At 33.8% G+C, this 13,800-nt stretch carries 13 protein-coding genes; 3 read left to right on the top strand and 10 right to left on the bottom strand.

All coding sequences use genetic code 11. The features are described from left to right. The 6 genes from Q0Q96_RS12040 to Q0Q96_RS12015 form a co-directional block, all read right to left on the bottom strand. On the bottom strand, nucleotides 1–486 hold the full coding sequence (locus tag Q0Q96_RS12040) for a gliding motility lipoprotein GldH (RefSeq protein WP_293875752.1): 486 nt from the start codon (nucleotides 484–486) through the stop codon (nucleotides 1–3). Beyond that, nucleotides 470–1,693 carry a regulatory iron-sulfur-containing complex subunit RicT gene (gene ricT / locus Q0Q96_RS12035; protein WP_293875750.1) on the bottom strand — a complete coding sequence of 408 codons (1,224 nt, stop codon included), beginning with the start codon at nucleotides 1,691–1,693 and terminating at the stop codon, nucleotides 470–472. The genes Q0Q96_RS12040 and ricT overlap by 17 nt, the downstream gene beginning before the upstream one ends. A 173-nt stretch (nucleotides 1,694–1,866) precedes the next feature. Beyond that, on the bottom strand, nucleotides 1,867–3,255 hold the full coding sequence (locus Q0Q96_RS12030) for a rhodanese-related sulfurtransferase (protein WP_293875748.1): 1,389 nt from the start codon (nucleotides 3,253–3,255) through the stop codon (nucleotides 1,867–1,869). Nucleotides 3,256–3,415: 160 nt separating this feature from the next. Next, nucleotides 3,416–3,826 carry a BrxA/BrxB family bacilliredoxin gene (locus tag Q0Q96_RS12025; protein WP_293875746.1) on the bottom strand — a complete coding sequence of 137 codons (411 nt, stop codon included), beginning with the start codon at nucleotides 3,824–3,826 and terminating at the stop codon, nucleotides 3,416–3,418. 467 nt (nucleotides 3,827–4,293) lie between these two features. Continuing rightward, nucleotides 4,294–5,436, bottom strand: a complete 1,143-nt coding sequence (locus tag Q0Q96_RS12020) for a lycopene cyclase family protein (RefSeq protein WP_293875744.1) — start codon at nucleotides 5,434–5,436, stop codon at nucleotides 4,294–4,296. Continuing rightward, complete coding sequence (locus tag Q0Q96_RS12015; RefSeq protein ID WP_293875742.1) at nucleotides 5,437–6,180, bottom strand: transporter; 744 nt, start codon at nucleotides 6,178–6,180, stop codon at nucleotides 5,437–5,439. 77 nt (nucleotides 6,181–6,257) lie between these two features. Between Q0Q96_RS12015 and Q0Q96_RS12010 the strand changes: the two genes are divergently transcribed. Then, the gene (locus Q0Q96_RS12010) at nucleotides 6,258–8,129 is read left to right on the top strand and encodes an Nramp family divalent metal transporter (protein WP_293875740.1); all 1,872 of its coding nucleotides are present in this window, start codon (nucleotides 6,258–6,260) and stop codon (nucleotides 8,127–8,129) included. A gap of 3 nt (nucleotides 8,130–8,132) precedes the next feature. Next, nucleotides 8,133–8,786 (top strand): metal-dependent transcriptional regulator, encoded by a 654-nt coding sequence (locus tag Q0Q96_RS12005; RefSeq protein WP_293875738.1) that lies wholly within the window; start codon nucleotides 8,133–8,135, stop codon nucleotides 8,784–8,786. On the opposite strand, the gene Q0Q96_RS12000 is transcribed toward Q0Q96_RS12005, so the two are convergent. From Q0Q96_RS12000 to Q0Q96_RS11985, 4 genes are all read right to left on the bottom strand, one after another. Further along, nucleotides 8,783–8,902 (bottom strand): FeoB-associated Cys-rich membrane protein, encoded by a 120-nt coding sequence (locus Q0Q96_RS12000; RefSeq protein ID WP_366069206.1) that lies wholly within the window; start codon nucleotides 8,900–8,902, stop codon nucleotides 8,783–8,785. The genes Q0Q96_RS12005 and Q0Q96_RS12000 overlap by 4 nt on opposite strands. 6 nt (nucleotides 8,903–8,908) lie before the next feature. Further along, on the bottom strand, nucleotides 8,909–11,011 hold the full coding sequence (gene feoB / locus Q0Q96_RS11995; protein WP_293875734.1) for a ferrous iron transport protein B: 2,103 nt from the start codon (nucleotides 11,009–11,011) through the stop codon (nucleotides 8,909–8,911). Nucleotides 11,012–11,017: 6 nt separating this feature from the next. Then, nucleotides 11,018–11,254, bottom strand: a complete 237-nt coding sequence (locus Q0Q96_RS11990) for a FeoA family protein (RefSeq protein WP_293875732.1) — start codon at nucleotides 11,252–11,254, stop codon at nucleotides 11,018–11,020. A gap of 74 nt (nucleotides 11,255–11,328) precedes the next feature. After that, nucleotides 11,329–12,003 carry an SCO family protein gene (locus tag Q0Q96_RS11985; RefSeq protein ID WP_293875730.1) on the bottom strand — a complete coding sequence of 225 codons (675 nt, stop codon included), beginning with the start codon at nucleotides 12,001–12,003 and terminating at the stop codon, nucleotides 11,329–11,331. A gap of 138 nt (nucleotides 12,004–12,141) precedes the next feature. Here Q0Q96_RS11985 and Q0Q96_RS11980 point away from each other — a divergent pair. After that, nucleotides 12,142–13,800 (top strand): M13 family metallopeptidase (locus Q0Q96_RS11980; protein ID WP_293875728.1); only part of this gene is annotated, 1,659 nt, incomplete at its 3' end.

Raw genomic sequence — 13,800 nt, 5'->3', positions numbered from 1 at the left:
TTATTCGGTGGATTCTATTCTAAAACCAACATCTGAAATTCCCAGAAGCAACGAAACACCATCAATTTTTCCGGTTTGTCTGTTGGCTTGTTTAATGTGAATTTTATAAATTCCTTTTTGCGTAAAATTCACTTTGTTTTTATAAAAAAGCTTATTTTCTTTTATATCCGAAAAGCCATTGCCAAGAAGTGTGCCATCTGGATTGGTCATTTGATATTCTAATGTGTCTACTTTTATCTGATGATTTGGTTGTTCTAGTGAAACAATTAAAAACAGGTTATTGAACGGATAATTGTCATTATCTCTGACATTTACATACATATTGAAAGACTTTTTTGGGTCTAATTTTGGTAACTCAAAAGTAACAATGCTGTCTTTATGCCACGCGTTTCCGACAGATTTGTATTGGTCAAAAATGCTGCGTTTATCACAAGAAATAACCATAAGCAATAGTAAAATAAAAAGGATGCTATTCTTTATTTTCATTCTTTTTAATGATTATAGGTTTTTTGTTTTGTGGTTTAGGCTTCTGGTTTTGAATTTGATTTAGGCTTTGATTGGTAATTTTATTTTTGTTTCGGCTTTTGTTTTTACTCCTTTTGGGTTGATCAAATCGCGTTAAACTCTCTTGACCCATCGCATTGTTAAAATCTTTTTCTGGTTCAGCGACCGTTTCAACTGCATAATCTTCTAAAGAACTTACTTTAATATTTTGTTTATTTTCAGCAATGATTTCTTTGACTTGCTCAATATTTAAAACATGCCAATTCGCAAAATTATCAGTGTAAGCAAACCACATCAGACCTTTAAAAATATCTTGTTTTTGGCAAATAGCATCACCTTTGTCTGTTTTTAATTTGGTCTCAAAATCAGGAAAACCTTTTAGAGCATCCATGTAAGTATCCAATTCATAATTTAGACAGCATTTTAATTTACCACATTGCCCGGCCAATTTTTGAGGATTTAAAGACAATTGTTGGTAACGGGCAGCCGATGTATTCACACTTCTAAAATCGGTTAACCAAGTAGAGCAACAAAGTTCCCTTCCACAAGAACCAATGCCACCAAGACGCGAAGCTTCTTGCCGCAATCCTACTTGTTTCATTTCAATTCTAGTATTAAAAACTCTCGAAAAATCTTTAATCAATAATCTAAAATCGACTCTATCGTTTGCTGTGTAATAAAAAGTTACTTTGGAACCATCGCCTTGAAACTCGATGTCTGAAATTTTCATTTCCAATTTGTGTATGATAGCTAATTCACGTGCTTTTACTTTCATTGGCTCTTCTTTATCACGAGAATCGCTCCAAATGTCGATGTCTCTTTGTGATGCTTTTCGGTAGATTTTAGCAACATCGAGACTAGTGTGATCTACTCCTTTTTTCTTCATTTGTATTTTTACCAGTTCTCCAGTCAAGGTAACAATTCCAACATCATGACCAGGAGAAGCTACGGTAGCTACTATATCGCCAATGCTTAAAGTAAGTTTTTCGGTGTTTCGATAAAATTCTTTTCTGCCATTTTTAAAACGGATTTCAACACAATCAAACGGCGTCTGTCCATTGGGCAAACTCATGTTGGCTAACCAATCAAAAACGGTTAATTTATTGCAGCTATCAGTGCCACAGGTCCCATTATTTTTACAACCTTTTGGTGCGCTACCATCAGAAGTTGAGCAACTTTGACAAGCCATAATTATATAGATAGTGTTGCATAAAAGCAACTTAAGTTTATAAAACGATTAATGGGTAAAGATAGTATTTTAAAGAAATAAATTCCAATAAAATAATCCCAAATTCCAAAACCCTTTATTGTTAGAATTTCAAATTTTTCTGTAAACTTGGAGGATTTAGATTTAAATAAATTTTATTCGAGAACCTTAAATATTTTATCAGATAATCGAATTCGGAAAGGTAAAGCCAAAGTTACTTTATCGCCTGGAACCGCATGATTACCATCAGAACCATTAACAAACATGCTTTTAACAAACATTTCTTGGTTACCAGTTGTTGGTCCAGAAATCATGATTTTATCATCAACAGTTATCGAATGATTTTCAATTATAAAAAGGCCAACTTGTGCTTTTACATAATAATGTTCGGTTCTGCCAATAACTATTTTTTTTACTTTCGTTTTTTGCCGAATGTCTTTTCGATTTTCGGATGAAGTTAATGCGTTGTCAACTGGTTGCTCTACTTTTTCTAGTTTTGCGCTCCTGTCGCCTGCATATTTGAAGGTTAATTTATCCGATTTTCCTTTTCTGAAAATTTTATTACCGTTTTTTACACCGCTTCTTAATTTTGCTTGGTCAAGCAACGACATGTGAATTATTTCTTGACATTCTGTAGAGCAGCAGTTTTCCATGGTAGCTTTACAGTCATCACATTGAATGAATAATAAGTGGCAACCCTCATTCTCACAATTGGTGTGATTATCGCAAGGTTTTGCGCATTGATGGCATTGCGAAACGATATCGTTTGTAATTCGTTCGCCTAGACGGTGGTCAAAAACGAAATTTTTCCCAATAAATTTACTCTCCAATCCATCTTCCGCAATTTGTTTAGCATAATTGATAATGCCTCCTTCGAGTTGGAATACATTTTTAAAACCCTGGTGCTTGAAATAGGCCGAAGCTTTTTCGCAACGAATGCCGCCAGTGCAATACATCACTATATTTTTATCTTCTTTATGGTCTTTTAATTGCTCCTTAATAATGGGTAAACTTTCTCTGAACGTCTCCACATCTGGGGTAATTGCTCCTTTAAAATGACCAATTTCGCTCTCGTAATGATTTCGAAAATCGACAACAATTGTATTTGAATTTTCTAAAATTTCGTTAAATTCTTTTGCTTTCAAATGTGTCCCTATGTTAGTCACATCAAAGGTTTTATCATTTAAACCATCGGCTACAATTTTACCGCGAACTTTTATAGTTAATTTCAAGAAAGAAAGATTGTCTTGTTCTAAAGCCACATTCAGGCGAATGTCTTTCATAAAATCATAAGCTTGTAGCGTTTCCCGAAAGGCCTCCATTTTTTCGGCGGGAACACTCATTTGAGCATTAATTCCTTCATGGGCTACATAAATTCGACCCAGCGCATCGAGTTTGTTCCATCCGATAAATAAATCGTTTCTAAAATTTGTTGGATTTTCAATGTGGGCATACGCATAGAAAGACAAGGTAAGTCGGTTTTTGCCAACTTCTTGTATAAGATTGACTCTTTCTTCTGCGCTTAATTTGTTATACAGTTGCATGCTATAAACATTTAAGTAAGGACTATGTTGTGAACCCTAAATGGGAGAATTCGAAAGCAAAGATACTATTAATTTGAGGATTTGAAAATGTGTTGTCATGATAATAAAAAAGTCTTTTAGAGAGTTTCTAAAAGACTTTTTTTAAATGAATTTTTTCTGGTTAACAGAATTCTGCGTAGGCTTCTTTCAAATTTTCTGCGATCAATTCTGCGGGTCTGCCTTCAATGTGATGACGCTCTAACATGTGAACCAATTCACCGTTTTTAAACAATGCAATGCTAGGAGATGAGGGCGGAAAAGGGAACATATGTTGGCGCGCAGCATCAACAGCTTCTTTATCTACTCCAGCAAAAACGGTTACGATGTGGTCTGGTTTTTTAACGCCTTCTAAACTCATTTTTGCTCCTGGACGCGCATTTCTTGCAGCGCATCCACAAACCGAATTTACAACTACAAGTGTTGTCCCTTCTGCTTTTATAGCATTTTCTACTTCAGCGGTAGTATATAATTCTTGAAAACCAACTTGTGAAAGTTCTGCACGCATTGGTGATACCATTTCTTTTGGATACATAATTATTTATGATTTAATATTGTTGAATTTTGATTTTAGATTAAAACAAATCTAAATACAAAGGTAATAAGAATTGTAAAAAAGGCTTTAGATAATTATAAGGATTTATTATGTTTACATACTTAAAATAAATATACAATGGAATTTGATAAATTTAGGATTGAAATAGTTTTGCTATTATTTTTTGGGATTGGTTATTATTTCATCCAAAGATAAAACAATTTGAAATTAACTTTACAATATTTATTGTAATGATATGCTATAGCAATTTTATTATTGTCGCTAACTGTAAGACATATTTTCCCCTGTTATCCTGAAGATATTTCAGATCTTGAAAATAAAAAAAGATTACTATTTCATTTACAAAGAACTAATGAAGCTCTAGTTCAAACTACTGAAGCATTTCTCGAAATGACTTTTTTAACATTTATAATGTTAACTTTAATTATAAATAAATTATCAAACACTTAAAGTTGGATAAATCGGTTAATTAATGCTTTTATGAAAAGACCTTTCGGGCATTTCCAAATCACTTGTAAATCCTCCCAAAACGAGGTTTCTTCATCAAGAAATCTAAAGATTAATGTTGGATTTCCTTTTTTAAAAAGTGCTGAAAAAACTTCGGAACCCAGCTCATTGCTCTGATTCAAAACATCCAAAAACAACAAATCGTAGAACCAGAATTTGTCTTGTTTATGAAATTTTCTAAAGTCGGTTTCCGTCAAAAGAAATTGAACTAAATCTTTTGATTTTTTGATGGTGTTTTTAAAAGTATAACCGGTGCTGGCTTTGGTCCAACCACCAGCAGAGCCAATATTTATAATGTTTTTAGTGTTGTGTTTCCAAAATTTATACGAAGTCATCGGGATGTTTCCCTGCTCTTTTTCAATAATTTCGTATTCGGTAATTCCTAGTTTTTGGATGTAATTCTGAATTTCGGTTTCGTATCCACTTGTCGATAATAAATCTTTTGAGAACAAAGTATATTCTATCAAAGCTTCGGTTTTTGAAGTTGGAAGCAGATACATAAATCGTGTATTGCCTTTTTGTTCCACCGAGAAATCCATGAATGTGGCACAATCTGGCGTGAAAACTGCTTTTTTGCTTTTGATAAACCAGCCTATAAAATGCTGCTTCAAAAGAGGATATTTGGATTGATTCTCTAACGCTTTCGGATAAAAAATAGAATTGAAAACGTGGTTACATGTATAACTTTCAACCACTGTTTTTACAATACAATGATCTGTTAATTCTTGAAAATCGAGTACTTTTTGAGTGCTAAAATGAACGTTTGTATGTTTAGAAATTGTTTCAAAAACCAACGAATAAAAGTCCAAACCTCTAATCATTTTGTAGTGATAAGGATTTAAATTTAGTTTTCTTTTAATTCTTTTGTTTTTAAAATAAGCGAAGTTCCATTTTGCGAAAGCTAAAGTGTCAAATAATTTTTCGTCATCCCAAAAACACCAAGTTCGGTCATTGTTTCTTTTGGAATTTTCATCGATAAGTAAAATAGTTTTGTCTTCAAATTTGCCCGATAGCAGCATTTTGTATACCGTCATTAAAGCTGACAAACCCGAACCCGTAAAAATGTAATCGTAGTGCTTCATTTATATTCGGAACGAAAAACCTAGTGCGAAATAATGCTTTGGCGCATTGTCAGTAATGCCAATTCCTGATGACAAATCTAACATAAAATTGTTGTTAATCAAATAGGTAAAACCACCATCTAAACTATGATTTGAGGTCTCATTTTGAGGAGCAAAACCAAAGAGTTCAAAGTAAGCGCCCAACTGATCTGTAAACGAATAACCCGAAGTCACAGTGTATATAAAAGTAGCTACCGGAGAAAATCCATCCCACTCGGCGCCAAGATTATAACTAAAACTCACTTTCTTTGTTAGCGTGTGCTGCATTACAAATCTAAATTTTGTGGCAAAATAGTCAGCTTTAAACTCCGTTGAAGCAAGTTTTGGCAACAAAATATGACCTATAAAGGAAGTTTTGGGAAGAAATCCTTGTTCATCAGTAATCTTTATTTTGCAACCTATATAAATTGGATTCAAACCAAAAATAGTTTCCCCGTTTATAGTTTGAGATATAAATTCGGTAATTAAGCGCATCTCAAAATTTTTGTTCACGCCATATTTCCAAAGGGTAGACGGCAAAGTTTTTGTTGTGCTAACCGCATCATTTTTTTGAAAAGTAAATCCCGATTCTGCCTGAAACATTCCTGCCGGCACTAATGATGGCGTTTCTGTTTGGTCTGGTCTATCGGCTTGCAAGGGTTCTATTTCTTGAGAAAAACTTATTAAATTGAAAAATAATAGTAGCAGAAGTATTTTACTTTTCATAAATAAATTTTAGACAAAGCTAAAAAAATATTTACCGTAATCAAATAAATTTTTATATTTGTGTAAATTTTTAAAATATGAGCAAATCGTTAGAAGAAGTAAATCAATCGGTTGCAACCCAAAATAAAACCACAGGCTTCAGGAAAATATTGGCTTTTTTTGGTCCAGCTTACTTAATCAGCGTTGGTTACATGGATCCGGGAAACTGGGCGACGGATATTGCCGGCGGTAGTCAGTTTGGTTATGCTTTGCTTTGGGTTTTATTGATGAGCAACATTATGGCGTTGTTGTTGCAAAGTTTGAGCGCACGATTAGGAATTGTTACACAACGCGATTTGGCGCAGGCATCGCGCGAAACGTATTCGCCGTTTATAAATTATATTCTTTATTTTTTAGCAGAAATTGCCATCGCAGCCTGTGATTTAGCCGAAGTTCTAGGTATGGCAATTGGTTTGAATTTACTCTTTGATATTTCGTTAATTCAGGGCGTAATGATAACCGTTTTGGACACTTTTTTATTGCTTTTTTTAATCAATAAAGGAATACGCAAAATGGAAGCGTTTATAATTGCTTTAGTACTGATCATTGGTTTTTCATTCATTTTTGAAATGATTTTTGCCCATCCATCTGTGACTAAAATATTCACAGGATTAATTCCTTGGTTGCCCAATGAAAATGCTTTGTACATCGCTATCGGAATTATTGGTGCTACAGTGATGCCTCATAATTTGTATCTGCATTCATCATTGGTGCAAACCAGAAAATTTGATCGAAGTAAAGCAGGAATTAAACAAGCTCTTAAATACAATTTCATCGATTCTACCATCGCTTTGAACCTGGCTTTTTTTGTAAATGCTGCTATTTTGATTTTAGGTGCGGCTGTATTTTACCAAAACGGGATGTTTAATGTTGCCGAAATTCAAGACGCACATAAGTTTTTAGAACCGTTATTAGGAACAAAATGGGCACCGATATTATTTGCGGTAGCGCTGATTGCAGCGGGACAAAGCTCCACAATTACTGGAACATTGGCAGGTCAAATCGTTATGGAAGGCTATCTCAATTTAAGAATCCAACCATGGGTGCGGCGCATTATTACCCGACTAATAGCTATCGTTCCAGCAGTTATTGTAATCTCTGTTTTTGGCGAAGGTGTAACAGGGAAAATGCTGATTTTAAGCCAGGTGATTTTGAGTTTGCAGCTAGGATTTGCGATTATTCCGCTGATTCATTTTGTGAGTGATAAAAAGAAAATGAAAGGTTTTCAAATCAGTACAACAACCCAAATCGCCTCATGGATTGTTGCTATCATCATTGTTTCGTTGAATGCTAAATTGGTTTTTAATGAAATTCAGGATTGGCTCAAAAGCTCTGAAAGCCCCATTATTTTATGGTTAACAGTCGTTCCACTAGCTTTTGGTTTTTTGCTTTTGCTTTTGTACATAATTTTCAAACCATTTTTTACCAAAATAAAAGAAGTTATCGGGAATCAGTTGCCGCACAACGTGATTGTAAAACTTCGCCCAGAAAGAAATTATGAGAAGAAAAATATTGCTATTTCGGTTGATTTTTCCGTAGCCGATGAAAAAGCTTTAAATCATGCCTTTGATATTGGAGGCAAACAATCCACGTATACTTTAATTCATATAGTAGAAACTGTGGGAGCTATGATGTATGGTAATAAAACGAGTGACCATGAAACAACTATAAACGAGAATTTGTTGTTGGAATACAAAACACTTTTAGAAGAAAAAGGATTTAAAGTTGAATTAAAATTAGGGTTTGGTAAACCGGGAAAAACAATTCCAAAAATAATTAACGAAGGCAATTATGATTTGTTAGTTATGGGAACCCATGGGCATACTGGTATTAAAGATTTAGTTTTTGGGACAACAGTTAACAATGTCCGACATAAAATCAGCATTCCTTTATTTATTATAAAAAATTAAAAAATGACTTTTTCAGAAGAGAATTATCTAAAAACAATCTATCATATAACCGCTGCTACTGGCGTTGAGGTAAGTACAAACGCCATTGCTGAAAAAATGGAAACCAAAGCGTCATCAGTAACCGACATGTTGAAAAAATTGGCAGAAAAAGATTTGATTATTTACAAAAAATACCAAGGTGTTTTATTGACAGATAAGGGAAAACTTTCTGCTACAATGATTGTTAGAAAGCACCGTTTGTGGGAAGTTTTTTTGGTAGATAAATTGCAATTTTCTTGGGACGAGGTTCACGATATTGCAGAACAATTAGAACATATCAAATCGGAAAAACTTATCAATAAATTGGATGATTTTTTGGGAAATCCAACTGAAGATCCGCATGGAGATTCAATTCCGGATGCGAAAGGTAAAATTAATAAAATAGAGAAATTGGTTTTGGCTGAACTCCATGAAAATCAAACGGGAATTTGTATTGGCGTCAAAGATTCATCGACACAGTTCTTGAAATATTTAGATAAAAATCAAATCACATTAGGTTCTAAAATTGAGGTTTTAGCCAAAGAGGAATTCGATTTATCTTTAAAAATAAAAGTAGAAGAAAAAGTCGTTACGGTTTCGAATGTAATAGGTAATAATCTTTATGTGAAAATTATTTAGTGACAACTACAATCGTCATCATTACAGTTTTTCTTTGACTTTTTCTTCCAAAAAAACTTCCGGATTAAAAAGATAAGTGCAACTAGTAAAGCTAGGTAAACTAATAATTGTTGCATCTCCATTTATTTTAAAAGTTGATAAGCAATCAGTGCTGTTATATAAGCAAATCCACTCATAAAAATCAGCTGCACCAATGGCCATTTCCAGGTGTTGGTTTCCTTTTTAGTTACGGCAAGTGTGCTCGCACATTGCATCGCGAACGCATAAAAAAGCAATAAAGAGACGCCAGTCGCAAAATTGAATATTTTAGTTCCGTCAGCATGAACATCAGCTTGCATTTTACTTTTTATGGTGCTGTCATCGTTGTTATTTCCAACACTATAAATAGTTGCCAATGTTCCTACAAAAACTTCACGAGCAGCAAAAGATGTAATTACGGCAATGCCAATTTTCCAATCGTAGCCTAGAGGTTTTATTGCTGGCTCAATAGATTTTCCTATAATTCCAATATATGAATTCTCAAGTTTGTAGGTGCTAATTTCGTTTTTAAGCTGGTTTTTTTCAAGAATTTTACCTTCCGTTTTTGCAGTTGAAGTTACTATTTTTTCAGCATTTTTAAATGACGCATTCGGACTATGAGAACCCAAAAACCAAAGAATTATTGAGATTGCCAAAATGATTTTTCCTGCACCAAAAACAAATGATTTCGTCTTTTCAATTACGTTTATCGCAACATTTTTCAATAATGGCAATTTGTAATTAGGCATCTCAACAATGAAATAGGATTTGGTTTTAACCTTTAAAATTTTATTTAAAATATAAGCCGAAAAAATCGCCATTCCAAAACCTAAAAGATACAATATCATTAAAGTTGCGCCTTGCAGACTAAAAAATCCAAACAAGCGTTTGTTTGGAATTATTAAAGCTATTATGATAGCGTAAACGGGTAAGCGCGCCGAACAGGTGATAAAAGGAGTGACCAAAATTGTAATCAATCGTTCTTTCCAGTTTTCTATATTCCGGGCACTCATAATTGCCGGAATTGCACAAGCTGTCCCCGAAATTAAAGGCACTACACTTTTACCCGAAAGCCCGTAACGGCGCATGATTTTATCCATTAAAAAGACAACACGACTCATATAACCGCTTTCTTCGAGCACAGAAATAAAGAGAAAAAGAAACGCAATTTGCGGAATAAAAATTACGATTCCACCTATACCGGGAATAATTCCTTCACTAATTAAACTGGTAAATTCTCCGGCAGGAAGTAGTTTTTTTGTATAATTCGCAAAATTGGCAAAAGTGGCGTCAATAAAATCCATCGGATAACTCGACCAATCAAAAATCGATTGAAAAATTAGCAGTAAAATCCCAAAGAAAATAGCGTAACCAAAAATTTTATGGGTCAGCACTTTATCTAATTTTGAACGCAAATCAGTGGCATTGGCGGTGTCAATTGTTTGCCCAACTTTCAAAGTTTCATTGATAAATTGGTAGCGTTTTATAGTTTCCTTTTGCTGCAAACGTTTTAAATCGGAATGCGATTTTGTAAAAGTACTTCGGATTTCATTTCGTTCTAAATTCAAAAAATTAACATCTTGTGTAATCACTAACCACAACTTATACAACAATTGATTTGGAAACGCTTTTCGGAGTTTGCTGAAATATTGTTCATCAATACTTGACGCATTCATACAAGGTTCCGTTGGTAAAGATTTGTAATTGACAATTTGATTTTTTAGTTCATCAATTCCGTAGCCTTTTCGAGTACTCACCAAAATAATTTTGGTTTTTAATTGTTCTTCGAGGTGCGTAACATTGAGCGAAATTCCCTTTGGTTTCATTCTATCTGCCATATTAATGACAAGAATGGTTGGAATTTCTAAATCTTTTATTTGCGTAAAAAGCAAAAGGTTACGCTTGAAATTTTCAATATCCGTAATTACGACGGCAACATCCGGAAACAGTTTGTCGTTTTTATTGAGCAATAATTCTATGACTACATTCTCATCAATGGAACTCGCATTTAAGCTATAAGTTCCTGGTAAATCAAGAATATTGGCTTTGATAGTGTTAGTTAATTTACAAAAACCCAATTTTTTTTCAACCGTAATCCCGGGATAATTTCCAACTTGTTGCTTCAGTCCTGTCAATTGGTTGAACACCGAAGTTTTTCCGGTATTTGGATTTCCAATTAAGGCAACATTAATATTTTGGATGCTCATGTTTACTTATTTCTCCTGAATTTCAACTTCAATCTCACGAGCAGTTTCCTTTCGTATAGCCAAATGAGAACCATTATTTACATTCAAATAAATCGGATCTCCAAGGGGTGCAATTTGGATAATTTCTACAGTATTGTCTGGGAAACAACCCATTTCTAAAAGCTTTAACGGAATTTTGTCCAAGTCAACATTAGTGATTGTGGCGATGTTTCCAATTTGTAATAAATCAACAGTGGTTTTCAATGCTTATTTAGATTGAATTAAGATTGTAAAAGTAAACATTAATTGATAATATTGAATGAAATATGTAAGTTTAACTACTTTTTATCATTTTCGCAAAGCCAATTAATATCTTCAATCAACCGTTTGATTTCCTCTTTTTTGGTGCCGTCATAAAATCCACGAACTCTTCTTTGCGCATCGACCAATACAAAATTTTCGGTGTGAACCATATCATACAATTCGTTTGGTTTGCCCAATTTTACTGCCAGATAGGATTTTCGTGCCATACTGTAGATTTCTTTTTTATCGCCTGTAACCAAGTTCCATTTGGAGTCAACAACACCTTTTTGAAGTGCATATTTTTTTAAAATAGGAACACTGTCAATTTCTGGAGTCACGGTATGGGAAAGTAATATTACTTTCGGATTATTGAGAAATGCTTTTTGCACATCAACCATATTGGTAGTCATAATGGGACAAATGGATTGGCAAGTAGTAAAGAAAAAATCGGCAACATAAATCTTGCCTTCATAGTCTTTTTGTGTAATTGTTTTCTCGTTTTGATTGGTAAAAGAAAAATCAGCAATTTTATGTTCTTTGGCAATATATTGCACTGTAGAATCTACCAATTCCGGATTGACATCAGCAGGATTGAATATTGGCAATGTTTTTTTTGGTTTTAAAACATTGTAAAATAAAGATATGGTTATGATAGAAAAGACAACAAAAGTGCCAATAAAAATTCTATACTTTTTTAAAGTATTGAGCATTATTTTTTTTGCAAAAATACAAAAGCTTTGCAAGTTTGTAACTTTTTACAATCATTAAAGACTTATATTTTTGTTAAAAAAAAATTTCTTTCACCAGAAACAATAAATTTGTAATCAACTAAAAATAAACACTATTATATGAAGTTCACTTTTATCTCTAGAACATTGCTAACAGTAGCAATATTTACGAGCGCTATTCAAATTAATGCGCAGCAAAAAACACCAGGAATTAACTTGTCTTTAATGGACAAATCGGTGAGTCCAAAAAACGATTTTTTTAAGTTTGTAAACGGAACGTGGTTAAAGAACACTGAAATTCCTGCAGATAAAACACGTTGGGGAAGTTTTGACGAATTGCGTCAAAACACTGATAAGGATGCGTTGGCAATTTTGAAAAAAGCGACCACTAATTCAAAGTACAATTCAACTACAGACCAAGGAAAAGCTATCAATATGTACAAAGCTGCAATGGATACTGTGGCACGAAACAAGCAAGGAATTGATCCTATAAAGCCGTATCTAGCAAAAATAAATGCCGTTAAAAACATTAAAGATTTGCAAAACTTGATGATGCAACAAGAAGCTTTTGGCGGCGGTGTTGGTTTTTTTGGATTCGGAATTGGAGCTGATGATAAAAATAGTAACAGAAATGTCGTCAGTCTTGGAGTAGGTGGATTAGGTTTGCCAGACAGAGATTATTATGTTTCAGATGACAAAGATTCTAAAGAAAAACGCGAAAAATATCAAGCTCACGTGGCTCGTATGCTGTCATTCATTGGAACAAGCCCAGCACAAGCCAAAACAGATGCTGAAAAAATCCTTGCTTTAGAAATAGCCATGTCACGACCAAGATTAGACAGAGTTGAACGAAGAGACGCCAGAAAACAATACAATCCAACGGCTATTGTTGATTTGCAAAAAATGACTCCAGCAATTGATTGGAATACTTATTTAAAAACTATTGGAATTACAAAAGCAGATACAATTATTGTTTCACAACCAAGATATTTGGCTGCTTTGCAAACTATTTTTTCTGAAAATAAAATAGAAGATTGGAAGGCATATATGCGCTGGATGTTGTTAAGAGGTGCTGCTGCGCAATTATCAACAGATATTGAAATGGCTAACTGGGAGTTTTACGGAAAAACATTAACAGGTGCTTTAAAGCAAAGACCACGTCACGAAAAAGCATTGCAAGTGGTTAATGGAACAGTAGGAGAAGCTTTGGGTAAATTATATGTAGAAAAAATGTTTCCTGCTGAAGCAAAACTGAAAGCAGAAAAAATGATCAAAAATGTGATTCGTGCTTACCAAGGAAGAATTAACAACTTGACTTGGATGTCTACCGAAACCAAGAAAAAAGCAATCGAAAAGTTGAATAAAATAACCATCAAAATTGGGTATCCCGATAAATGGAAAGATTACTCGGCGTTAACTGTTAAAAGTTCTGAAGAAGGAGGAAGCTATTTTGAAGACCTTAAAAATGTGTCTGAATGGAATTGGAAAAAAGATTTAGAAAAATTGGGCAAACCAGTAGACAAAACCGAATGGGGAATGTCGCCTCAAACCGTTAATGCTTACTACAATCCATCGTACAATGAAATAGTTTTTCCAGCAGCAATTTTGCAAGCTCCATTTTATGATTATAAAGCAGACGAAGCTGTAAATTATGGTGGAATTGGAGCTGTAATTGGTCATGAAATCTCACATGGTTTTGATGATGAAGGATCAAGATTTAATGCTGAAGGAAATCTTGTAGACTGGTGGACAACAGATGATTTGACAAAATTTACAACG

The sequence above is a fragment of the Flavobacterium sp. genome (genome assembly GCF_025352015.1).
Lineage (GTDB): Bacteria > Bacteroidota > Bacteroidia > Flavobacteriales > Flavobacteriaceae > Flavobacterium.
Note: the sequence above shows the minus strand (reverse complement) of the source record. Positions and strands in the feature narration are given on the sequence as shown.

Excerpts from the sequence above, each read along its gene's own strand:
- ricT (WP_293875750.1), bottom strand. The coding sequence starts at position 1,693 with ATGGCTTGTCAAAGTTGCTCAACTTCTGATGGTAGCGCACCAAAAGGT.
- feoB (WP_293875734.1), bottom strand. The coding sequence starts at position 11,011 with ATGAGCATCCAAAATATTAATGTTGCCTTAATTGGAAATCCAAATACC.
- Q0Q96_RS12010 (WP_293875740.1), top strand. The coding sequence starts at position 6,258 with ATGAGCAAATCGTTAGAAGAAGTAAATCAATCGGTTGCAACCCAAAAT.
- Q0Q96_RS12000 (WP_366069206.1), bottom strand. The coding sequence starts at position 8,902 with ATGCAACAATTATTAGTTTACCTAGCTTTACTAGTTGCACTTATCTTT.
- Q0Q96_RS12040 (WP_293875752.1), bottom strand. The coding sequence starts at position 486 with ATGAAAATAAAGAATAGCATCCTTTTTATTTTACTATTGCTTATGGTT.
- Q0Q96_RS12005 (WP_293875738.1), top strand. The coding sequence starts at position 8,133 with ATGACTTTTTCAGAAGAGAATTATCTAAAAACAATCTATCATATAACC.
- Q0Q96_RS11985 (WP_293875730.1), bottom strand. The coding sequence starts at position 12,003 with ATGCTCAATACTTTAAAAAAGTATAGAATTTTTATTGGCACTTTTGTT.
- Q0Q96_RS12025 (WP_293875746.1), bottom strand. The coding sequence starts at position 3,826 with ATGTATCCAAAAGAAATGGTATCACCAATGCGTGCAGAACTTTCACAA.
- Q0Q96_RS12015 (WP_293875742.1), bottom strand. The coding sequence starts at position 6,180 with ATGAAAAGTAAAATACTTCTGCTACTATTATTTTTCAATTTAATAAGT.
- Q0Q96_RS12030 (WP_293875748.1), bottom strand. The coding sequence starts at position 3,255 with ATGCAACTGTATAACAAATTAAGCGCAGAAGAAAGAGTCAATCTTATA.
- Q0Q96_RS12020 (WP_293875744.1), bottom strand. The coding sequence starts at position 5,436 with ATGAAGCACTACGATTACATTTTTACGGGTTCGGGTTTGTCAGCTTTA.